This window comes from Phyllobacterium sophorae (assembly GCF_003010965.1).
Classification (GTDB): Bacteria; Pseudomonadota; Alphaproteobacteria; order Rhizobiales; family Rhizobiaceae; genus Phyllobacterium; species Phyllobacterium sophorae.
In genome coordinates, this window is sequence record NZ_PGGM01000022.1 from 1 (window position 1) to 22,458 (window position 22,458).

22 protein-coding genes and 2 pseudogenes are annotated in these 22,458 nt (G+C 57.8%); 16 read left to right on the plus strand and 8 right to left on the minus strand.

The annotated features are described in order from the left end of the window. Positions 1-112 (plus strand): annotated as a pseudogene (locus tag CU103_RS29475) (IS110 family transposase); the annotation flags it as partial. 14 nt (positions 113-126) lie between these two features. Here CU103_RS29475 and CU103_RS29480 read toward each other — a convergent pair. The 3 genes from CU103_RS29480 to CU103_RS29490 form a co-directional block, all read right to left on the minus strand. Next, entirely contained in the window at positions 127-927 is an 801-nt protein-coding gene (locus CU103_RS29480; protein ID WP_245449070.1) for an anti-sigma factor family protein, read from the minus strand. Further along, complete coding sequence (locus CU103_RS29485; RefSeq protein WP_210203856.1) at positions 927-1,553, minus strand: RNA polymerase sigma factor; 627 nt, start codon at positions 1,551-1,553, stop codon at positions 927-929. The genes CU103_RS29480 and CU103_RS29485 overlap by 1 nt, the downstream gene beginning before the upstream one ends. Before the next feature lie 68 nt (positions 1,554-1,621). Continuing rightward, positions 1,622-2,173 carry a tetratricopeptide repeat protein gene (locus CU103_RS29490; RefSeq protein WP_106667600.1) on the minus strand — a complete coding sequence of 184 codons (552 nt, stop codon included), beginning with the start codon at positions 2,171-2,173 and terminating at the stop codon, positions 1,622-1,624. Positions 2,174-2,461: 288 nt separating this feature from the next. On the opposite strand from CU103_RS29490, the gene CU103_RS29500 reads away from it, so the two are divergent. Next, positions 2,462-2,782 (plus strand): hypothetical protein, encoded by a 321-nt coding sequence (locus CU103_RS29500; RefSeq protein ID WP_106667602.1) that lies wholly within the window; start codon positions 2,462-2,464, stop codon positions 2,780-2,782. A 38-nt stretch (positions 2,783-2,820) separates the two neighbouring features. On the opposite strand, the gene CU103_RS29505 is transcribed toward CU103_RS29500, so the two are convergent. Continuing rightward, positions 2,821-3,363, minus strand: a complete 543-nt coding sequence (locus tag CU103_RS29505) for a hypothetical protein (protein ID WP_146147895.1) — start codon at positions 3,361-3,363, stop codon at positions 2,821-2,823. A 289-nt stretch (positions 3,364-3,652) separates the two neighbouring features. Here CU103_RS29505 and CU103_RS29510 point away from each other — a divergent pair, with 289 nt between their 5' ends. The 8 genes from CU103_RS29510 to CU103_RS29545 are packed head-to-tail and all read left to right on the plus strand — an operon-like array spanning position 3,653 to position 11,715. Beyond that, positions 3,653-4,384, plus strand: coding sequence for a FadR/GntR family transcriptional regulator (locus CU103_RS29510; RefSeq protein WP_106667604.1), 732 nt, complete (start codon positions 3,653-3,655; stop codon positions 4,382-4,384). Continuing rightward, positions 4,381-5,961, plus strand: a complete 1,581-nt coding sequence (locus CU103_RS29515; RefSeq protein ID WP_106667605.1) for an ABC transporter substrate-binding protein — start codon at positions 4,381-4,383, stop codon at positions 5,959-5,961. Before CU103_RS29510 ends, CU103_RS29515 begins: the two co-directional genes overlap by 4 nt. A gap of 57 nt (positions 5,962-6,018) precedes the next feature. Beyond that, entirely contained in the window at positions 6,019-6,978 is a 960-nt protein-coding gene (locus tag CU103_RS29520) for an ABC transporter permease (protein WP_106667606.1), read from the plus strand. Position 6,979: 1 nt separating this feature from the next. Continuing rightward, complete coding sequence (locus CU103_RS29525; RefSeq protein ID WP_106667607.1) at positions 6,980-7,855, plus strand: ABC transporter permease; 876 nt, start codon at positions 6,980-6,982, stop codon at positions 7,853-7,855. An 18-nt stretch (positions 7,856-7,873) separates the two neighbouring features. Beyond that, the gene (locus tag CU103_RS29530) at positions 7,874-8,791 is read left to right on the plus strand and encodes a dihydrodipicolinate synthase family protein (RefSeq protein ID WP_106667608.1); all 918 of its coding nucleotides are present in this window, start codon (positions 7,874-7,876) and stop codon (positions 8,789-8,791) included. Positions 8,792-8,798: 7 nt separating this feature from the next. Next, positions 8,799-9,821 (plus strand): ABC transporter ATP-binding protein, encoded by a 1,023-nt coding sequence (locus CU103_RS29535; RefSeq protein WP_106667609.1) that lies wholly within the window; start codon positions 8,799-8,801, stop codon positions 9,819-9,821. Beyond that, positions 9,818-10,771, plus strand: coding sequence for an ABC transporter ATP-binding protein (locus CU103_RS29540; RefSeq protein ID WP_106667610.1), 954 nt, complete (start codon positions 9,818-9,820; stop codon positions 10,769-10,771). The genes CU103_RS29535 and CU103_RS29540 overlap by 4 nt, the downstream gene beginning before the upstream one ends. A 14-nt stretch (positions 10,772-10,785) precedes the next feature. Then, positions 10,786-11,715, plus strand: a complete 930-nt coding sequence (locus CU103_RS29545; protein ID WP_106667611.1) for a dihydrodipicolinate synthase family protein — start codon at positions 10,786-10,788, stop codon at positions 11,713-11,715. Between the two features lie 187 nt (positions 11,716-11,902). On the opposite strand, the gene CU103_RS29550 is transcribed toward CU103_RS29545, so the two are convergent. Both CU103_RS29550 and CU103_RS29555 read right to left on the minus strand, forming a co-directional pair. Then, positions 11,903-12,172 carry a hypothetical protein gene (locus CU103_RS29550; protein WP_106667612.1) on the minus strand — a complete coding sequence of 90 codons (270 nt, stop codon included), beginning with the start codon at positions 12,170-12,172 and terminating at the stop codon, positions 11,903-11,905. A 120-nt stretch (positions 12,173-12,292) separates the two neighbouring features. Continuing rightward, a complete protein-coding gene (locus CU103_RS29555) occupies positions 12,293-12,523 on the minus strand; it encodes a hypothetical protein (protein ID WP_146147896.1) in 231 nt (76 codons plus the stop codon). Positions 12,524-12,949: 426 nt separating this feature from the next. Here CU103_RS29555 and CU103_RS29560 point away from each other — a divergent pair, with 426 nt between their 5' ends. From CU103_RS29560 to kdpC, 5 genes are read left to right on the plus strand one after another with little or no spacing between them, the layout of a single operon-like run. Further along, entirely contained in the window at positions 12,950-13,039 is a 90-nt protein-coding gene (locus CU103_RS29560) for a K(+)-transporting ATPase subunit F (RefSeq protein ID WP_100003438.1), read from the plus strand. Positions 13,040-13,063: 24 nt separating this feature from the next. Further along, entirely contained in the window at positions 13,064-14,767 is a 1,704-nt protein-coding gene (kdpA, locus tag CU103_RS29565; RefSeq protein ID WP_106667614.1) for a potassium-transporting ATPase subunit KdpA, read from the plus strand. A gap of 11 nt (positions 14,768-14,778) precedes the next feature. After that, positions 14,779-14,952 carry a hypothetical protein gene (locus CU103_RS31675; protein WP_162707133.1) on the plus strand — a complete coding sequence of 58 codons (174 nt, stop codon included), beginning with the start codon at positions 14,779-14,781 and terminating at the stop codon, positions 14,950-14,952. Continuing rightward, a complete protein-coding gene (kdpB, locus tag CU103_RS29570) occupies positions 14,949-17,051 on the plus strand; it encodes a potassium-transporting ATPase subunit KdpB (protein ID WP_106667615.1) in 2,103 nt (700 codons plus the stop codon). The genes CU103_RS31675 and kdpB overlap by 4 nt, the downstream gene beginning before the upstream one ends. A 12-nt stretch (positions 17,052-17,063) precedes the next feature. After that, the gene (gene kdpC / locus CU103_RS29575; RefSeq protein ID WP_106667616.1) at positions 17,064-17,633 is read left to right on the plus strand and encodes a potassium-transporting ATPase subunit KdpC; all 570 of its coding nucleotides are present in this window, start codon (positions 17,064-17,066) and stop codon (positions 17,631-17,633) included. 390 nt (positions 17,634-18,023) lie between these two features. On the opposite strand, the pseudogene CU103_RS29580 reads toward kdpC, so the two are convergent. Beyond that, positions 18,024-20,419: pseudogene (locus CU103_RS29580) on the minus strand (arylsulfatase). Positions 20,420-20,679: 260 nt separating this feature from the next. Between CU103_RS29580 and CU103_RS29585 the strand changes: the two are divergent. Beyond that, a complete protein-coding gene (locus CU103_RS29585) occupies positions 20,680-21,495 on the plus strand; it encodes a hypothetical protein (RefSeq protein WP_106667617.1) in 816 nt (271 codons plus the stop codon). Between the two features lie 18 nt (positions 21,496-21,513). Here CU103_RS29585 and CU103_RS29590 read toward each other — a convergent pair whose 3' ends face one another. Continuing rightward, positions 21,514-22,164 carry a hypothetical protein gene (locus CU103_RS29590; RefSeq protein ID WP_106667618.1) on the minus strand — a complete coding sequence of 217 codons (651 nt, stop codon included), beginning with the start codon at positions 22,162-22,164 and terminating at the stop codon, positions 21,514-21,516. Positions 22,165-22,458 lie beyond the last annotated feature (294 nt).

Below are 22,458 nucleotides of genomic sequence, written 5' to 3' on the forward strand. Positions count from 1 at the left end.
CGGGACTGGAAAACCGCCAAAGGTCGCTATAACTGCAATCATGCGAAAACTTATCGTCCTCGCCAACGCGCTCCTGCGCGACAACCGAAAATGGAACCAAAAAGCCACTTGATCAAAACGGATACTCTAGGTGGAGAGGGCCGTTCTCACCCGCTCGGCCAGAACGGTCAACTGATCGGCCGAATTATGGCCAATCAGCATGTAGCCATGGGCTTGATCGGACCAATAGACGACATTCATGCCGTGGCGCTGTTCGGCGCGCGGGGAATTCGGCCCCTTGGATGACCGAATGATGCAGAGCGCCAGCGGCCCGCTGGCAGGGTCGAGATAGGCGATCTGGCCAAGGGGTTTGCCGTCATACTGAAGAACCTGAGCGCGCTTCAGCGCGATACCGGGCAACGAAACCGCTTCCGCGGGAAGCGACAGGCCAAGGCTGTCGCCAAGACTGCGCAGTTGCTGGCCTTGCGATGATTCATCACTCGTCAGGTTGGCAAGTGTATCGGCTGTGTAAAGCGACAAATACTCCGCGACAACCGCACGCCACTCCGATCCGTCGCTTTCGCTGGAAGCATCCTGCATTTCAATGTAGGCGCGATCCGCGACGACGCCTACAAGGACCAAGCCGATGGCGGCGGCGATAAAACTGCGCCGGTTCCAGTTTTTCCCTGCTGGTTCCGCCGCAATGGACGAGGGAAGACCTTGAAGAATGGCCTCAAGATTAGCTGTCGGAGCATTCTCAAGCAAAGGTTCGAACGCGTCATAGAAAGGCATCTCGCTGCGCGACAGGAATTCGAACCGGGTGGAGACAGTCTCATCGGTGTTGATCAGTGTATCAATCCGAAGGCGCTCGGCGTCATCCAGTTCCCCATCGAGAAAGGCGACCAACAGTTCGTCGGAGGGCATTTGGTCTTGTCTGTGGTCAATCATCAATTCCCTCCTTTCGTTCGTTTCGCGACCATTTCCGGACCGGCATTCTCGGCAAGTTTTGCACGAGCGGCCGCAAGCCGGCTCATCACCGTTCCTATGGGCACATCCAGCACGTCGGCAATCTCCTTGTAGGAGAGGCCCTCGACATAGGCGAGGAACACCGCCGTCCGTTGAGCTTCGGGCAAATCATTCACTTGCCGCAGGACCTGATTGGCCAGAACATGGCGCTCGGTTTCCTGTTCACCGTCGAAGGTAAGCGTGACGTCCGCGTCGACAAAACCGTTGCCCATACGGATCCGCCGGGAGCGAACTTCATTGAGCCAGATCGAATGCAGGATCGAGAACAGCCAACGGTCAAGCCTTGTGCCGCTCGTAAACTGGGCGGCGCGCTCCAGCGCACGCACACAAGTAGCCTGGACGAGATCATCTGCAACATCGCGCTGGCGGGACAGCACCACGCCGTACCGCCAAAGCCGGGCGAGGTGCTGGCTCAAACTCGCCCTGATTTCGTGTTCGCTCGCGATAATTGCCTCCGTCCCGGCGTGCCCAATCCGGACTTCCAGTGCTGACGACTGATATGGGTTCGCCCGACTATATGCAGAAAGTTCGAAATGAGCGATGGTCACTTTGATCCCTTGTTTGTGAACGCCTCACGACCATCGCTCGGGCTCTTCCAAGCCAGGCAATGGCCCAGTCAAATCTTCGACGGCTTCTCGATCGCTTCCTGAAGATCCTTGTATTCTTCGCATGTGGTTCCGCAGATCGACTTGATGGTCATGAGCTGCTCCTTGGCGAGATCGATCTGACCCTTGACGACGTAGGCTTCGCCCAGATATTCGCGAACTTTCGCATATTTGGGATCAAGTGCGACCGACTTCTTGTACCAGGATATGCCTTCGTCGGTTCGCCCAAGCTTGCGAGTTGCATAACCGCGATAGTTGAGGGCTTCCTTGGTGTTCGGATCTTTCAGCGTGTCGAGCATCTCCAGCGCTTCCTGGTATCTTCCTGCCTCGGCCAAGGCGTAGGCGTATTCGGTGCGATCCTTATCGGGAACGAAACTGCTGTTCTTGCTGACGCATTTCTTGCTCCTGGAATCGTAAACCTTGCCTTTCGCACAGGTGGGCGTTGCATCCCCACCCTCACCACCTGCGGCAAACACCGGGGTGGAGAGGGTGCTAACGGCAAGCCCGGCGCCGAGCAAAGCCAATGGAAGCTGATGGCGCAGTGATCTGACGATATTTCTCATGGCGTGTATCTCCGCTGAATAGAACTCACGGATGGAGAACACAGCTGGGCGAAGTTTTATTCATCGCCTGGAGATTATTTTGCAGCCAGGGCACGCGCGAGTGCGACGCCAGCGAAGTAAATCGATTTCCAGAACCTGATCAAAAACAAGAATCCCGTACTCATATCCAGTGTGATTTTAATCCTGAATTCGTTTCGCGCAGGACGGCGAAGGTCTATTCTTGAGACAATACAAATGAATCCATCCACGAAAAGCCCATATGTAATGAACTGCAGAACGGTTGAGCCCATGAACGCCGATGTTACCAGCGGAACGCTCCTGCAATCATTGCTTGCGGGATTTGATGGACGTCCCGCCAAAGCGCCGGATGACGCAAAGCGCAGGTTCGCAGAGCCGCTCTCTGCCGTTGACGCAGCGAAGCAGCTTGTCGACAAGGCCAAGCGCGCGGCAGATATCAGTCTCGATCGTGCGAAGGCGGCACCCAAACCTCACGAAATCACCAATCCGGTATTTGTCGCGCTGTTCGACGCACACCAGCGCGACAGGGAAGTTCTCTTCGCAGCGATGCGCGCGCTTGATGCGGCGCGCCTTGCTGTGAAGGGCCAATAGTTTGCGCATGCGTTGTCGTTAGGCGGTGCCCAAGTAGCTCACGTCCATCCTTCAAACTCGTGGTATGGAATGTCGAGCTCCCTGGCGCAGTATTCTTCGTAGCTCTTCACCTCGTTCCAGGCTTCCGCAACGATAGCAGCCGAGCCTTTGCTCATATTCCAATCGTCGTCCGAGCGAATGCCATTGAGAAGATTTGTCAGAACGGCACTCGTCAAACAGGCGAAGCGGAACTCAAATCGATCAGAGACACCCGTGAAGTGGAAGCTGACAATCTTGTTGTACTGGCCCTGCTGGGAATCCTCTTCAGAACCAAAATAGGGGTTGCCTTGCTCGTCCGCCTCAAAATCATAGATGGAAATTTCCACGCCGCTGACCAGGTCCTTACCCGCGATCTCCGGAAATTGAATCGCATCGAGACGGAATTTGAACGGCACAAAACCTGGCGAATCTGCAAATGAAACATCTGGGTGGATTTCGCAAATCATATCGAATTTGTTCAATTCTGAAACCAGTGCCGGAATTATCTCATCGGAGATTTCCTGCAATGGCGTATACACGGTATATTCCATGCTCATCAGCAATAATCCTTTGAAAAATATATGAAATTATCAATTCGTTCGATCATGGCAATGCAGTGCCCATTATGCATGTTCACGTTTTGTTTTCAAGGACCTCATTGATGTATTTGGCGGGTTTGTGCTGTCGTTGATCACATCGGGCTGCGAGCGTTTCACAATCTGAAACAAGGGTGGAACTGCTTAACATCCAAAGCGCCGCTTGTTCAGTGGATTGAATATCCTGTTGACAGATATCCTACAAGTGGTTAACCAATTCGAAATTGAAATTTCAGACCGGACTGGGTCAGCCTCGATGACGTTCAAATCACTCAAGCCGTTGCACCGCGCGCCATTGCTTCATGTTTCCGTGCAGGAGAGCCTGCGGGCCTACATCAACGAGAATGGCCTTGGAGCCGGTGCACCCATGCCGCCCGAGGGCGAGCTTGCCAGCCAGCTTGGCGTTAGCAGGAACTCTTTGCGCGAAGGCATAAAGGCGCTGGAATCGGTTGGTGTTCTGGAGTCGCGGCGAGGGGTGGGCGTCTTCGTCAAGGCATTCTCGTTCGAACCATTGCTTGACAATCTCGCCTACGGGCTCGGCGGTGCACTCCGTCAGATCGAGGAGGTGCTGGAGATCCGCCGCACGCTGGAGGTAGGCCTTATCGGCAAAACCCTCGAGAGAATTACCGACGAGGATATCCACGAACTGCGGCAGGTCGTGGCGCGAATGCGCATTCATGCTGAACGCAACGAGGCCTTTGTGGACGAAGACAGACTGTTCCACCGACTGCTGTTCCGCTGCCAGGAAAACGAGACGCTGGTCAGGCTCATCGAAGTGTTCTGGCTTGCCTTCTACAAGGCATCCGACTTCGTCAATCTCGAAAATACCGATCCGATGGCCACCTGGCGCGATCACGAAGCGATCGTCGATGCGGTGGAAGCCAGAAATCTCGAAGACGCGCGCAACCGTCTTGACAGTCACTACGAGGGGATCGCGCGGGTGATTGCACATAACAAGACCAATACATCCAATGGGAGGATACTATGAAACTAAGAATGATGGCTTCGGCGCTGGCGATATCCGCGGCACTGATGGGAGGCGCATCTTTGGCACCGGCCACCGCCCAGGCGGCAACCTTGTCGGGTGGTTTTGACGTGGGACCCGGAGGATTCCAGGGTAACTTCAATCCCCTGGCTGCGACAGCCGGGTTCACCTGGCTCAGTGTCTATTACGAGCCTCTCGTCACCTATGACGAGAAGTTGCAGAAGGTCACCGGAGTTCTGGCGGATTCCTATGCGGTCAGTCCGGACCAGTTGACCTACACGTTCAAGCTGGCCGATGCCAAATGGCACGACGGCAAGCCTTTCACGGCCAAGGACGCCAAATTCACGATGGGCCTGGCCATGGACGCGAAATCGGGATCGGTTCTTGCCGCGCGGTTGAAGGCAGTTGCCTCGGTTGAGGCACCCGACGATCATACACTGGTCGTCAAGCTCAGCGCTCCAAGCGCAAGCACGCTTGATACGATGACCAAGGTGATGATGCTGCCCGAACATGCCTTGGCATCCATACCCATCGATCAGCTCGCGAAGAACAGCTGGTGGTCGACGGCACCGGTCGGCACCGGGCCATTCAAGTTCACCAAATACGTGACCGACCAATATGTCGAACTTGCTGCAAACACCGAGTATCGCGGTGGCAAGCCTGCGCTGGAGCGGGTGATCAACCGCTATTTCGCCAATCCGGCAGCAGCTATCGCTGCACTTCGCGCCGGCGAAATCCAGTTTACCTACGTCGATTCCAATGACGTTTCGACGTTCAAGGGCGACGAAGGCTTCAGGGTGATCGAAGGCGACTCATATGTCGTGAACTATCTGGGCTTCAATCACGACTCGCCCATCTGGAAGGATGTCCGTGTCCGCCAGGCTGTGATGTATGCGATCAATCGCGACGCCATCATAAAGAGCCTCTATAGCGGCGCCGCCAAGCCGGCTAATTGCGCCTATGTGGTCGATCAGCTGTTACCGCAGGGCATCGACGCTTATGCCTACGACCCGGAGAAAGCGAAGAAGCTGCTCGAAGAAGCCGGATGGGCGCAGATCAACGGCGACAAGCCGATTACACTGCTGACCTATTATACGACACCGCTGGCGACCAATGTGCTCGCCGCCGTTCAGGCCATGCTCGCACAGGTGGGCATCAATGTCGTCCCGCGAGCGGTCGATACGCCGACTTACAACAGTATCGTGCTCAACCCGGCGCCGGACGTCGCGCAGTTCCAGATGGTGTATGCGGGGCTGCAGAACGGGCCCGATGCGGGCAGCATCAATGTCGGTCTTAACGAGAAGCAGATTCCGCCCGCAGGTCCGAATGTCGTGCGCGCCCGCATGCCCGATCTGAATGCGGCGCTCGATACGGCACTGGCCGAGCCCGACGCCTCCAAGCGCGATACCCGCTATCAGGAAGTCTGCAAGGTGATGAACGCCAATCTGCCATGGGCGACGCTGTGGGTCGCAAATCGCTATGGCGTGGTCTCGGCAAAGGTCAAGGACTTCACCTGGACGCCCGCGCCGGGCGGTGGACCCTATCAGGCCCATCCGGAAAAATGGTCCATCGCCGAATAGACCGTTTGCTTGCTTAAAGCGGGGTGGCCTTGGTCACCCCAACACAGCGGAAACAAAATGCTTCAGTACAGTCTTCGACGCCTGATGATAGGAGTGGGCATGCTCATCGCATTGAGCATGCTGATCTTCCTGCTCTTGCGCCTCACGCCGGGCGATCCGATCGATGCCTATATCGATCCCAATATCCCGATGTCGCCAGCGCAGCTCACCGACCTGCGTAGCCAACTCGGGCTCGACAAGCCCTTGCCGGTGCAATACCTGGCGTGGTTGCAGCAGGCCGTCTCCGGCAACCTTGGCCATTCGATCAAGCGTCAGGACCAGCCGGTATTGGGTCTTGTCCTTTCGCGGATCGGGCCGACCGTGCTGCTGATGGGTTCCGCATTGGTCATTGCCATTATCACCGGGATTGTCACCGGTGTTATCAGCGCCGTGCGCCGAAATTCCGCCACGGACCTGTCGTTCTCGGTTTTCGCGCTCGTCGGGATCTCCAGCCCGGCATTTCTCAGCGCCTTGATCGGTCTTTACATATTTGCCGTGCGGCTGAACTGGGCGCCCTCCGGCGGCATGCTGACACCGGGCGCGGAATTTTCAGTTGCCGATCTGCTCAGTCACCTGATCCTGCCGGCCGCACTTCTTTCCGTCGCGCAGGCCGCATTGATCATGCGCTATATGCGCTCTTCATTGCTGGAAGTGCTTAATCAGGACTATGTGCGAACCGCCCGCGCCAAGGGCGTCAAGGAATTCTGGGTCGTAGCGAAGCACGCCTTGCGCAATGCTTTGCTGCCGGTTGTGACCGTCATCGGTTCGACCATCGGACTGGCTATTGGCGGCGCTATCTTTATCGAGAGCGTGTTCAACTGGCCGGGCATGGGGCTTTTGCTGGTGAACGCCGTAGAAACGCGCGATTACCCGGTTATCATGGGCGCGACCCTTGTCATCGGTGCCTGCGTGATCGTCGTCAATCTGCTGACCGACATCACCTATGCGGTCATTGATCCGCGAATCAAGGTGGGTTGAGATGCTTGCACGTACTCCTCCCTCCAGCCCGGGTCCAATGGCTCGCGCGTTCCATCGTTTCGGCCATAACAAGGCGGCGCTCTTCGGGGTCTCGGCAATCGTGCCGATGCTGGTGATGATTCTGTCCTATCCGCTGTGGTGGACGTTCAAGCCGAACGACATCGATCTTCTGGCCATGAATAGTGGACCCACCGTAACGCACTGGTTCGGTACCGACGGCGTCGGCCGGGACGTGTTTGCCCGCGTTCTCGAGGGCGGGCGGATTTCACTGCTGGTGGCAGTCGCGTCGACTGCCGTCTCGGCAATCATCGGTTTTCTGGCCGGGGCAATCTCGGCATTTGCCGGACGCTGGGCCGATGCCGTCACCATGCGTTTCGTCGATCTTGTGATGACCTTGCCGCCCGTTATCTTCCTTCTGGTGCTCGCATCGATCGCCGGCACCGGCATCTGGCCGACGGTGCTCGTCATTTCCCTGCTGTCGTGGCCACTGCTGTCGCGCATGATCCGCTCACGCCTGCTCGAATTGCGCGAACGCGACTTTGTCATGGCATCGCGGGGCATGGGGGCGGGGCTCGGACACCTCTTGTTCCGGCATGGCTTGCCGAACTCGATCGATATCCTTGTCGTTTACGCGACGCTACAAATCGCCAACGCGATCCTGCTGGAGGCGGGCCTGTCCTTCCTGGGGCTGGGTATCGCGCCGCCGGCTGCCAGCTGGGGCAATATGCTCAATGCTGCGCGGTCAACTGCGGTCCTTGAACAATTTCCCTGGCAATGGCTGTTCCCCGGCGGCGCACTGGTCCTTGCTGTTCTTGCAATCAATTTCATCGGCGATGGTCTGAGGGATGCCTTCGATCCTCGCGCAGAACTAAACTGAAAACGAAAGAAAGCGAAAATGACGAAATTCCATGGTGTTGTTCCTCCCGTCGTGACACCGCTCAATCCGGACTTCACGGTCGACTATCCGTCTTATACCCGCGTGCTCGAACATCTGATCGGGGCAGGTTGCCATGGCGTGTTCGTGCTTGGCTCGACGAGCGAAGTCGTATTCCACGATGAGACGACGCGCCGGCAAATTCTCGAACACTCGGTGAAAGTGGTCAATGGACGAGTGCCGGTCATCGCGGGCGTGATCGACGCGACGACGGACAATGTCATCCGTCACGCGAAGGTCGCAAAGGCCGCCGGTGCCGCCGCGGCGGTCGTGACCGCACCGTACTACACCGTGACAAGCCAGTCTGAGACGATGGACCATTTCCGCTATATCAAGGATGCCGTGGACATTCCGCTGGTGGCCTATGACATTCCGGTTTGCGTCCATGTCAAACTGGCCCGCCCTACGGTGACGACGCTGGCCAGGGAAGGCGTCATTGTTGGCCTGAAAGACTCCAGCGGCGACGATGGCAACTTCCGTTATGCCCTGCTCGATCTTGCCGAACACAAGGATATTTTCTTGATGACCGGCTCCGAGATTGTCGTCGACAATGCGCTGCTGATGGGCGCACACGGTGTCGTTCCGGGTCTCGCCAATGTCGATCCATCCGGCTATGTGCGGCTGTGGGAAGCGGCGCAGCGCGGTGACTGGATTGCTGCCCGCAAGGAACAGGAGCGGCTCTGCCGCCTTTTTGAGATCGTGTGGATCGCGCAAGGACGAGTGAGCGGCGGTGCCTCGGGCGTTGGCGGGTTCAAGACCGCGATGCGCAGCCTTGGCATCATCAGCACGAATGTCATGCCACGACCGCGGCAGGCGCTCAATGACGCGGAGGCGGCGCGTATCGATGCGATTCTGCGGTCAACCGGCCTGCTTGGCTGAGCCGGATATGGACAAGCGCATCGACCCAATACTCGACATTCGCGGGTTGCGGACAATCTTCCGCACCCGCGGCGGCGAGATTACGGCTGTCAACGGCATCGACCTGACCATTGCGCCCGGTGAAACGGTGGCGCTTGTCGGCGAATCCGGTTCCGGCAAATCCGTAACCAGTCTATCGGTCATGCGCTTGTTGACCCGCAATGTCGGGGCGATTGCGGCGGGCAGTATCCGCTTCAAGAGCAAGGATGGTGCGATCCGGGATCTGGTGGCGCTGGATGAACAGCAAATGCGGGGAATCCGCGGCGACGACATCGGCATGGTCTTCCAGGAGCCGATGTCGAGCCTCAATCCTGTCTTTACCGTGGGTGACCAGATAGCGGAGCCCATTCGGATTCACCGCAATGCGGATCGGAAATCGGCGATGACTGCAGCAATTGCACTTCTGGATCAGGTCGGCATTCCCGATGCGAGACGCAGGGCAGGGCAGTATCCGCACGAGCTCTCCGGTGGTATGCGGCAGCGCGCAACAATCGCCATGGCGCTGGCCTGCGATCCGACATTGCTGATCGCCGATGAGCCAACGACCGCGCTGGATGTGACGATCCAGGCGCAGATTCTCGACTTGCTGCTGAAGCTGCAGCGTGAACGCGGCATGGGCATGCTTTTTGTCACGCACAATCTGGGCGTCGTTGCAGAAATAGCCCATCGCGTGGCTGTGATGTATGCCGGTCGCATTGTCGAGGAAGGCCCTGTTGGCGAGGTTTTTCGCAATCCGCGCCACCCCTATACACTTGGGCTCCTCGCATCGATGCCGCGGCTTGGAGATGCGACCCGCATGAAGCAGGCCGGAGAGAAACTAGCGGCTATCCCCGGGGTCGTGCCGAGTCTCGCGGACATGCCGGGGGGCTGTGCTTTTTCTCCACGTTGCAGCTATGCCCTCGACGCCTGCCGGACGGCGGTGCCACCGCTCGCCGAGGTCAATGCAGCGCATCACAGCCGCTGCATCAGATGGCAGGAGGTAAGCCGATGAGCGTCCCATTCGTTTCAGTTCGTGATCTGGCGAAGCACTATGTTTCGCGCGGCACCAAACTCAATATACTCGAAGGCATTTCATTCGATATCGGCAAGGGCGAGGTGGTCGGTCTTGTCGGCGAATCCGGCAGCGGCAAGACCACGATCGGCCGCTCGGTGTTGCGTCTCGTCGAGCCGTCGTCGGGCAGTGTTCAATTCGACGGAACGGAACTGACGACGCTCTCGTCCGCACAGATGCGGCGGGCGCGGCCGCGAATGCAGTATATTTTCCAGGATCCCTTCGCCAGCCTCTCGCCGCGCATGACAATCGGCGAGATCCTGACCGAAGGTCTGAACATTCAGGGCATCGGAACCCGCAAGGAACGCCTCGATCGGGCGCGAGCCGCACTCGAACAGGTCGATCTGCCGGCCGAAGCGATCAACCGCTATGCGCATGAGTTTTCCGGAGGGCAGCGCCAGCGTATCGGTATTGCACGCGCTTTGACGCTTGCTCCCGAATTCATTGTCGCTGACGAGCCTGTTTCGGCACTTGATGTGTCGATCCAGGCGCAGGTGATCAATCTCTTGCGCGATCTGCAGCAGCGGCTCGGACTAACCATGCTGTTCATCTCGCATGATCTAGCCGTGGTCGAATATATCTGCGACCGGGTGATCGTCCTTTATCTCGGCCGCATCATGGAGATTGCCGCCAGCGCCGATCTTTATGCCCGGCCCCAACATCCCTATACACGGGCTTTGCTGTCAGCGATCCCATCGCCCGACCCGGACGCGCCGCGCAATCGCCAGATACTGAAGGGCGATATACCGAGCCCGGCCAATCCGCCCAGCGGCTGCGTGTTCCGCACACGATGTCCGAATGCGCTGGATGCCTGCGCCAATACGGTGCCGCAATTGCGCGAAATTGCGCCCGGCCAGTTCAAGGCCTGTATCCGCGATGATTTGAGCTGACCCGGGAGTTTGCTGTGATATCAGAAAACCCTGCCATTGCCGGTAATTGGGCCAGTCTGCTCCTGCCGATAGAGGCAGATGACAGTATAGAGTTCAGTAAACTGGGCGACGAGATCGATATCCTGATCGAGGCGGGTGTCGATGGTATCTATTCGAATGGCACTGCGGGCGAATTCCACAATCAGACAGAAGCGGAATTTGACCGCATCCAGCCGGCGCTTGCCGAACGTTGCAAGCGGGCGGGAATGCCTTTCGTCATTGGCGCGTGCCAGCCTGATCCGGCAATCATGCTGAACCGGGTGCGCCGCGCCGCATCGTATGGTCCGGCGGCAATTCAGGTAATATTGCCCGATTGGTGGCCGCTGACCAATGACGAAGCGATCGACTTTCTCCACAGGGCATCCGAGGTAGCAGGTGGGGTTGCGCTGATCCTCTACAATCCGCCCCATGCAAAGCGCGTTCTCTCACCAAAGGATCTTGCGGCAATATTGGCACCGGTACCTGGCGTAACCGGCGTGAAACTGGCTGATGGCGGCAACGACTGGTACGCCGAAGCCCGCACATATTTGCAGGCTGTTTCGCTTTTCGTTCCAGGGCATCATCTCGCCACAGGGGTCAAAGAGGGGGTTGCGGCGGGTTCATTTTCGAACGTCGCATGCCTCAGTCCGCGGGGCGCTCAACGATGGACGCAAATGATCAATGAAGACATTGCTGCCGCTCTGGAGATCGAACAGCGGATCTGCAGATTCATGGACGAACATATCGTGCCGTTCCGGCAGAAACTCGGCTATTCAAATGCCGCTCTCGATAAGTTGCTGGCCGCCGTGGGCAATTGGGGACCTGTGGGAACGCGCCTCCGCTTTCCCTACCGCTGGATTGCCCAGGATGAAGCAGAACGTCTGCGTGAAATTGCGAGGCGGGAATTGGCAGATATACTGGCGTGACTATCACATCCAGCTGACCCTCTTCAAAAAAGTGAGGCCCAGATTGCCACATGGTTTTTTTGCCATGGACGATACTGAGCCTCTGTCGAGATGCCTGTCGGAACTTGTCCGATGCTGTCTCGGCACTCATAAAACGCACTGACGCCGAGATTGTTCCAGCAATTCTGAAAAAAATTTATGGACTACCCTAATGGGATGTCAAAAGGGATTTTCTTATTTCGAACAGTGCTTTGGCTATTGCGATGTCGGCTTCTGAGCCGGCAGTTTCCGCTGTCTGCTGAAGAAGCTGTTCCCCCAGTTCGGACAGAGCCAGCGCTACCTCGTTGCGATCCCAGCCGACACTCAAGGCCTGCTCGGCCAGATACTCAAAACCCGGCTTCAGCGCTTCTTTGCATTCTCTGGTTCTGTCCGATTGATTGTCGGAGCTTTTTGTCGGTTCCATCATCATCATAGCCATGATTTTACGTTCGCAATGAACAGACACAAGGCGTCAAATGGGAGTAACATTCCGCAAATGGAGTAGGTAGCCGGCAGTTCGGGTCTAAACCGGTGTAGCCGGGAGACACTTGGTTGCGTCTTACGCCGCTGCCGCGGAATAAAAACGGTGATAAAGCTCGCGCTCCAGTTTGCCGAGGTCCGTATCGACCAGAGTACGGTCGCCGTGATGCAATAGATACACAGCGCCGCTCTTTTCGATGCAACAAAGGCCGTCGGCATAATAAAAGCCTTCGCCTTCGCACAAACCGAGCGCATGGAGGTCATCGCTATAATCACGCGAAGCTTGGAACTCCTCGAAGCTCATCGTCATTCCGGTCATCCTTCCTGCCGCCATTTCCGCGTCAGCGGATAGTTTGCACCGATTCGCCCGTGCGAAACCAACATCACGGCGGAGGAGGGGGCCTGTAACCACTGTTTTTTTAACTTTGGTATCGCGGCAGGCCGGGCGCCAACGCGAATCCTTATAGTATTTTTATATCTCTCCCATGGATGCCGTCTCGAATTCATATGCCGTTCCAAGTCATATCTTGGCCGGTCCTGGCCCTGGAGCTATCCGCTCACGGCGGTGACCGATCGTTTTATTTACGTCTTTGCGGGCCCGATCGGACCCGGCGCAGTAATGGAAAAGGAGTTCTTTCGATGGACGTCGTTGTTCTTGGAATTGGCATTTTGTTCTTTGTCCTGTCGCTGGCTTACACCAAGGCCTGCGACAGTCTTTGACGGGAAGGAGTGCCAGATGACTATCGACTACATTCTCGGCGGCGCTGTGACTCTGTTCCTTCTCGCCTATCTCACCTACGCCCTCGTGCGCCCAGAGCGCTTCTGACGCCAGGCACGGAAAGTTCTTCCCATGACTCTCAACGGTTGGTTACAAATCCTGGTTTTCTGCGGGATCATCATTTTGCTCGTAAAGCCGCTCGGTGGCTACATGACGCGGGTATTCAACGGCGATCGCACGTTTCTGTCGCCCATTCTCGTTCCCGTGGAGCGGGGCCTGTATCGCCTGGCCGGGACAAGCGAACGCGAAGAACAGCATTGGACCATCTATACAGCGGCTCTGCTGTTTTTCAGTCTGGCCGGCTTCATCGTTCTTTATTTCCTGCAGCGGTTTCAGGGGGATCTTCCCCTTAATCCCGCGGGAATGGGTGCGACCGAACCCAATCTCGCGTTCAACACCGCCATCAGCTTCGTGACGAATACGAACTGGCAGAACTACGGCGGCGAGAGCACGATGTCCTATCTCGTGCAGATGGCCGGCTTGACCGTGCAAAACTTCGTTTCTGCGGCGACCGGAATTGCCATCGCAATTGCGCTGATCCGCGGATTTGCACGCGCATCGGGCAAGTCGATCGGCAATTTTTGGGTCGATCTAACGAGGAGCACGCTTTATATACTGCTGCCCATCTGTGTCGTCTTGACGCTTGTATACGTCTATCTCGGCGTGCCGCAGACACTGGGAACCTACGCCGTCGCGACGACGCTAGAGCGCGCCAAGCAAACCATCGCCGTCGGCCCGGTGGCCTCGCAGCTGGCCATCAAGATGCTCGGTACCAATGGTGGCGGCTTCTTCAACGTCAATTCCGCGCATCCGTTCGAAAATCCCGATGCGATCTCAAACCTCATCCAGATGGTGTCGATCTTTGTCATCGGCGCGGCATTGACCAATGTGTTCGGCCGGATGGTCGGCAGCCAGCGTCAGGGCTGGGCCATTTTCGCCGCCATGGGCTTGCTGTTCCTGGGCGGTGTGATCGTCTGTTACTGGGGCGAGGCCGCCGGCAATCCGCTGATCCATGCACTCGGCATCGACGGCGGCAACATGGAAGGCAAGGAGACGCGCTTCGGCATCGCCTTGTCAGCGCTGTTCGCCGTCATCACGACGGCCGCATCCTGCGGCGCTGTCAACGCGATGCATGACAGCTTCATGGCGATCAGCGGCATGATTCCGCTCATCAACATGATGCTTGGCGAAGTGGTTATCGGCGGCGTTGGCGCGGGGCTCTACGGTATCCTGCTTTACGTCATCATCGCCGTCTTCGTGGCTGGCCTGATGGTTGGCCGCACGCCCGAATATCTCGGCAAGAAGATCGAGGCCAAGGAAGTCAAGATGGCCATGCTGGCTGTCCTATGCCTGCCGCTGGCAATGCTCGGCTTCACCGCGGTTGCGGCCGTTCTGCCCTCCGCGGTCGCTTCCATCGCCAACGCGGGTCCGCATGGCTTCTCGGAAATCCTTTATGCCTATACCTCCGCCGCGGCAAACAACGGTTCGGCATTCGGTGGCCTGACAGGGAACACGCCCTGGTACAACATCACGCTCGGCGCCGGCATGTGGATGGGGCGGTTTTTCGTGATCATTCCGGCTTTGGCGATCGCCGGTTCTCTTGTGACAAAAAAGACTGTTCCGGAATCCGCGGGCACATTTCCCACCCACGGCCCGCTGTTCGTTGGCCTGCTCGTCGGTGTGATCCTGATCGTCGGTGGTCTCACCTTCTTCCCGGCGCTGGCCGTCGGACCGATCGTCGAGCATCTCGCCACCGGGCTCGGGCAGACATTCTGACGGAGCGCACCATGCGTCACGGCTATCTGCAATTCGACATTCAGGCCCGCGCAGGAAATCTGGCGCGGGGCGCAACCCGGCGCGTGCGCGCTTCCGACATCATTCTCGGCATGGCGATGATCATGCTGCTCGTATGGCTCGCTGCATACGCCTTCATTCACATCCACAACTGGAGTCTCTCATGAGCCAGTCCAAATCCGCGAGTCTGATGGACTCATCGATCTTGCTGCCCGCCATCGGCGGCGCTTTCAAAAAGCTGAACCCGCGCAGCCTCATCCGGAATCCGGTGATGTTCGTCGTTGCCGTGGTCTCCGCATTGACCACGGTGCTTTTCCTCAAAGAGGTGGCAACAGGCGGCCAAAGCCTCGGCTTCTCCTTTCAGATCATCTTGTGGTTGTGGTTTACGGTGCTCTTTGCCAATTTTGCCGAGGCAGTCGCCGAGGGGCGGGGCAAGGCACAGGCGGATTCGCTGCGCAAGGCCCGCACTGAAACCCAGGCGAAGCTGCTCTCCGGCGACGACGCCGCCAAATTCAAGCTGGTTCCCGGCACCAGTTTGAAGGTCGGCGATGTCGTCCTCGTGGAAGCCGGTGACATCATCCCGTCCGACGGCGAGGTCATCGAGGGCGTCGCTTCGGTCAATGAATCGGCGATCACTGGTGAATCCGCTCCTGTCATCCGCGAGTCCGGAGGTGACCGCTCGGCCGTCACCGGCGGTACGCAGGTCCTGTCCGACTGGCTGCGTGTCCGCATCACGGCGGCAGCGGGCTCGACATTCATCGACAGGATGATTGCGCTTGTCGAAGGCGCTCAGCGTCAGAAGACACCGAACGAGATCGCCCTGAACATTCTCCTGGCAGGCATGACGCTGATTTTCGTCCTGGCAACAGCAACCATTCCGAGCTTTGCCAGCTATGCGGGCGGCGCTATTCCGGTCGTCGTCCTGGTCGCCCTGTTCGTGACCCTGATCCCGACAACGATCGGTGCGCTGCTGTCGGCAATCGGTATCGCCGGCATGGACCGGCTCATCCAGTTCAATGTACTGGCAATGTCCGGACGCGCGGTTGAGGCGGCAGGCGACGTTGATACGCTGCTTCTGGACAAGACCGGTACGATCACCTTTGGCAACCGCCAGGCCACCGAACTCCTCCCGGTACAAGGCGTCACCGAAGAGGAACTGGCCGATGCCGCCCAGCTCGCCTCGCTGGCCGACGAGACACCCGAGGGCCGTTCGATCGTCGTGCTCGCGAAAGAAAAGTACGGCATTCGCGCCCGCGACATGCAAACCCTGCATGCCCACTTCGTACCATTCACCGCACAAAGCCGCATGAGCGGTGTGGATATTGACGGATCGTCGATCCGCAAGGGTGCTGTTGATGCCGTCCTTGCCTATGCCGATCAGACGGCGATGGCAGCGGCGCCCGCAGCGGGTGGGACGGTCGCGACAATAGGAAGGGGCGCCAGCGCCGGGACCGTCCGCGATCTGCAGGCTATCGCCGACGAAATCGCCAAGGCCGGCGGTACGCCGCTTGCGGTCGTGCGTGACGGCAGGCTGCTTGGGGTGGTTTACCTCAAGGACATCGTGAAGGGCGGCATTCGTGAGCGTTTTGCCGAGTTGCGCCGCATGGGTATCCGGACGGTTATGATCACGGGGGATAATCCGCTGACGGCGGCAGCTATCGCCGCGGAAGCCGGCGTCGACGATTTCCTCGCCCAGGCAACGCCGGAGAACAAGCTGTCGCTCATCCGCGACGAACAGTCGAAAGGCAAACTTGTTGCCATGTGCGGCGACGGCACCAACGATGCCCCGGCATTGGCGCAGGCGGACGTCGGCGTGGCGATGAACACAGGCACCGTGGCCGCGCGAGAGGCCGGTAACATGGTGGATCTCGACAGCGATCCGACCAAGCTGATTGAGATCGTCGGGATCGGCAAGCAGTTGCTGATGACCCGCGGGGCGTTGACGACCTTCTCCATCGCCAATGATATCGCCAAGTATTTTGCCATCATTCCGGCAATGTTCCTGGCGTTCTACCCGCAGCTGGACGCTCTGAACATCATGGGATTGCAGACGCCTCAAAGCGCCATCCTGTCGGCGATCATCTTCAACGCGCTGATCATCGTCGCGCTCATCCCGCTGTCGCTGAAGGGCGTCAAATACCGGCCGGTCGGCGCCGGTTCTCTCCTGGGCCGCAACCTTCTGATTTATGGCCTCGGCGGTGTCATTGTCCCCTTCATCGGCATCAAAGCCATCGATGTGGTCATCACGAGCCTCGGGCTCGCATAAAGGATCATCCCAATGTTGAAACAACTCAAACCCGCGATTGTCATGGTAATCGCCCTTACGGTCATCACAGGCCTGATCTATCCCTTAAGCATGACCGGTATCTCACAGCTACTGTTCCCTCGTCAGGCGAATGGCAGTCTCATCGAGAAGAACGGCACCGTCATCGGTTCGGAACTGATCGGCCAGGCATTTTCCAGTGACAACTATTTCCATGGCAGACCATCCGCTGCGGGCGACGGGTACAATGCCGGTGCCTCCAGCGGTTCCAATCTCGGACCCACCAATCCGAAACTGATCGACCGTATCAAGACGGATGAGGCAGCATTGAAGGAAACCAATCCGAATGCGGCCGTACCGATCGATCTTGTCACCACGTCAGGCAGCGGTCTCGATCCGCATATTTCGCCGGAATCGGCTTATTTTCAGGTACCAAGGGTCGCCAGAGCTCGTGGTATTGACGAGACGCGCGTTCGCGAACTGGTCGATCAGAATGTCAAAGGGCGCGAGCTTGGTTTTATGGGTGAGCCCGTCGTCAATGTTCTGGCGCTGAACCGGGCGCTTGATGATCTCAACACACAATAGTCGAATGGTGCGGATGGGAAGGCGCGCCGGCGCCTTCCTGTTCATGGCCGCAGTCATGCCGGCATGCAACAAATGCATCCGGTTCGGAAGCTGGTCCAGGTGCTGGGCGAAGCGGTTAAATGTGAAACACGCCGATTGTGATGCCGAGGCTGAGGCCGATGGTGAAAACGGTCAGGCAGTTAAAGGCTGTCAGGCGCATGAGGTTGTTCCCCCGTCATTGTTGATTGCCAATGCATCATCTGACAAATGCGCCGTGCCGACAATCACCCCAAAGGGATGAAGGCCCTGACGGCCAGGGATGGCGGAACTAGTGTCCGTCCAGTCTTGCAGCCATGGACAAATCGACCTGGGGACATTGATGCCAATGCCCCTTGTACGCGCCATCCATGTCTAGGGTTGCAGGTTAACCGTCAGCTTTGCGATCTCGCCAGTGAAACGGAACGGCACCTGGTAATCGTTGTCTTCCACACCCGTGCGGGTGTCCACCCCGACGTCGAAGGTCTCATCCCATGGCATTATGATCGGGATCGTGTGCGGAATTTTCTGACTAGCAACCTCTGTGCCATCCACCTTAAGGACGCCTGCACCACCCTTGCCGAAGCCTGGGCCATCAGCCTGGAAAGTGAAGACGATCGTATGCTTTCCTGGCGTCAGCACCTCAGGCCCCTCCCAGCGGAAGCGCTCCATATCTACCAAATTGTAGAGAAAAACGGGCTTGCCCTTGAGCAGATAAAGCCCGTATCCGCCAAAGCGGCCGCCAGTGGTGACGAGCATGCCGTCGCCGCCGCCCTCCGGTATGGTGACGTCCGCAGTGATCGAGTAGGACTTGTTCAGGATGCTCGGAGCATCGCTGGTTGGAAGGCCGGACAAAACGCCTGAGTATGTGAATCGTTGCGCCCTGCGGTCGCACTCGGTCGTGATGTGAGGATGCGCTCGAGGATCGAGTTATCCAGCGGGAACACGTTGTACTTCGCCGCCTCCATCAGAAACATTTCCTGCATCTCACGTAGCTTGTCCGGCATTTTTGCAGCCAGATCGTTGTACTGCGAGAAATCCTCCGTGAGGTTGTACAGTTCCCAATTGTAGCCATCAACGACATCGGGCATCTTGCTTTTGCCCATCAGCCAAGGTGGGGCGGGCGGTGTCGTGGCAGCGACCCAGCCGTCGTTGTAGATCGCGCGGTTGCCGAACATCTCGAAATACTGCGTCTTCCGTGCCGACGGAACATTGGCGTTCGCCTTGTCCCAACTGTAGGTCATGCTGACGCCTTCGATCGGTTTCTGCGCCACGCCATTGACCATCACCGGCGCGGGTATCCCGGTCGCCTCGAGAATCGTGGGAACGATATCGATCACGTGGTGGAACTGGCTACGGATGCCGCCCGCGTCCTTGATCCGTGCCGGCCAGGCCATCGCCATGCCCTGCCGCGTACCGCCGAAATGCGAGGCGACCTGCTTTGTCCATTTGAACGGCGTGTCGAAGGCCCATGACCATGCCACAGACATATGCGGATAGGTCTCGTCTGAACCCCAGACGTCATAAAACTTCAGCTGGTCTTTGACGGGAATGTCGATGCCCTGGATTGTGATCACTTCACTGGGCGTACCGAGTGCACTTCCCTCTGCGCTGGTGCCATTGTCGCCCTCAATGTAGATGATGAGTGTGTTGTCGAGCTTGCCGACGTCCTCCACGGCCTGGATCACCCGCCCGATCTCGTTGTCGGAATAGGCGACATAGGCAGCAAACACCTCCGCCTGATGTGCGAAGAGTTTCTTGCTGTCGGCGTCAAGCGTATCCCATTTCGGCAGATCATCTGGCCAAGGCGTCAAATGCGTGTTCGCCGGAACCACGCCGAGGTTCTTCTGGTTGACCAAAATCTGCTCACGCATTTCGTTCCAGCCCATATCGAACTTGCCCTTGAACTTGTCGATCCACTCCTGGGTCGGATGGTGAGGTGCGTGCGTGGCACCGGGCACGTAATAGACAAAAAACGGCTTGTCAGGCGCTGCGGCATTCAGCTGCTTGATATGGTCGATGGCGTTGTCGGCTTCGTCAGTGATGAGATTGTAGCCGGGCTTGCCAACCCATGGAAAAATCTGTGTTGTGTTCTGGAACAGGTATGGCTGCCACTGGCTGGTGTCACCACCCATGAAGCCATAGAAATAATCAAAACCCATCCCGGTTGGCCACTGATCGAACGGCCCCGCAGCACTGTATTGAAAGGCAGGCGTGTTGTGGTTCTTGCCGAACCACGAGGTCGCGTAGCCGTTTTGCTTCAGGATTTCGCCGATCGTGGCGTTGTTCACGCCGAGGATGGAATCATAGCCAGGATACCCGGTCGCCTGCTCTGAAATAACACCAAAACCGGAGGAATGGTGATTGCGGCCGGTGATCAATGCGGCCCGTGTCGGCGAACAGAGCGCGGTGGAATGAAACTGGGTGTAACGCAGACCCGCATTTGCTACCCGGTCCAAAGCCGGCGTCGGGATGACACCGCCAAATGTTCCGGCTACGCCGTAACCCGCATCGTCGGTCATGATCAGCAGGACGTTGGGTGCACCCTTGGGCGGCACGATTTGGGGCGGCCAGTAGGGTTTGGAGCTCTTGGCATCGAGACCGATTTGCCCGCCGAACGCCGGAGGCTGATTGGGCAAGTATTTTCCATCGATCGTCGTTGTTGCGCTCGGCGAACCAGGCTCACCCGTGGCTTGCTGCGCATCAGCACGATGGTACGAAACCGCCGTCAAACTCAATGTCGCAAGAAACAATGTGCCGATTCTCAGCATCGTCGTAGCCTCCCGTTCGTTCAGCTATAAACTTGTCACCATGGGCAACAGGCACAAGTACGTTACGGTAACGCAATCGCTGGTGCCCGCACCTTCCTCCAAGGTATGTGGCCCGCCATTCGGCGGTTGAGGCTCAACTGTTCAATGCAACAGCCAGCTTTCGAGTGGCAGAATGCCATGGAGCAAGGGTCCAAATGCAGCTGTCACGCTGTTCTTCCCTTTTCAGCCAACAATGTTACGATGCGTCGGGGGAAACTCACATGGATATTGTCAAAAGCTGGTATTCAATCCCGATCGTTGCAATCACTGTGCTGCAGCTCGTCAATTCCGGCGCTTCAGCGCAGGAATCAAGTGAAGACTTGGCCAAAAAACTTTCAAACCCCATCGCATCACTAATCAGCGTGCCATTCCAGGGAAACTACGACAGCGGCTACGGCCCCAACGACGGAGAGAAATTCTACGTCAACATCCAGCCCGTCATTCCGTTCACGCTGAACGAGGATTGGAACCTCATCTCGCGAACCATTGTTCCAGTTGCCTGGCAGAACGACGTCGCCGGACCGTCCGGCGACCAGTTCGGCCTTGGCGATACAACCCAAAGCCTTTTTTTCTCGCCCAAGAAGCCGACAGCTGGTGGCATCATCTGGGGTGCCGGTCCGATGTTCCTCCTGCCGACTGGAACGGACGATCTGCTCAGTGGCGAAAAATGGGGCGCAGGGCCCACAGCGGTCGTCCTGAAGCAGGAAGGACCCTGGACCTTCGGCGGGCTGGCCAACCACATCTGGTCGTTTGCCGGTGATGACGACCGCAATGATGTCAACGCGACGTTCCTGCAACCCTTCATCTCCTACACTACCAAGGATGCCTGGACCTTCACGCTGAATACCGAGTCGACCTATGACTGGGAGGCCGAACAATGGTCGGTGCCAGTCAATTTCACGGTGGCGAAGCTTGTGAAGATCGACAAGCAGCCGATCAGTCTGTTCGCCGGATTGCGCTATTGGGCTGAAAGTCCGGACAGCGGACCCGATGGCTTCGGCGCGAGGGCCGGCATAACCTTTCTCTTCCCGAAGTGACGCCGAAAGCCCGCACAGCTACGGGAGAACGTTGACCGCGCGGGCGGCAACGATGACGAGCGTCAACAGCGAGATCGTGCTCTCCAGCATCATCAGCATCTTCGCGCGTCTCGTGAGCGGAAGGACGTCGGTGGGACTGAATGCCGTCGCCGTGTTGTATCCGAGAAACAGGTAATCGAGGAACAATGGCTGCCAGTCGGGTAATGTGACCTCGGGTGCCGCCGCCTGCGGAAAGAGCCAATCCGGCTTTATTGTGGTTCCACGCGCCCGGGAGAATGGCCCGCCGCGATCGATTTGCCAGTAAAGCAATGAGAACGTCAAAACATTGGTGACCCAAATCGCAAGCGATGAGGAGAGCAGCGAGACAGCGCGGGTTTCCGGTGGATGAAGCGTGATGATCCCGATCATGTCTGCCAATTCTGCCGCCGTGTTGGCGATATAGGCCGCACCAAGGAGCATGATCACGGTCTGCTCAATGCGTGTCCATAAACTGCTTGCAGTTAGTGTGACCACAATCATGGGCACAATAACCACAAGCGCGACGATGTAGGAAACCCACGCTGGCATCAGACGCACATGGTGGGGCAGCACTGCCAAAAGACCGAGCACGGCCAGTATCGCCAGCGCAGGAGCCCATCGTGGTTCGTCGCGGACAGGGTGCTCGCTCATGGGCGTTGCAACAGTTCAGCGTCGATTGATTCCGTCTTGCGGCGGCCGGATCGGAAGTCCGTGCAATGGGCAAGACCGGGTCCATATGTGATCTTTGGTTCCATAGTTGCTCTCGCTGCCCAGCCGCTCCCAACCTGATATCCGACGAGAAACCTGCATGTTGCCTGGAAGGTGCACCGGCAGACTATCCCCGGCACTTCGATGTCACAAGGCAATTGCGCTTAATGCAGCGGTCGCGAGGCGATGCCAAGGCCCATGTTTGCCGAAAAGTCCAATCGGTGACATGTTCAATCT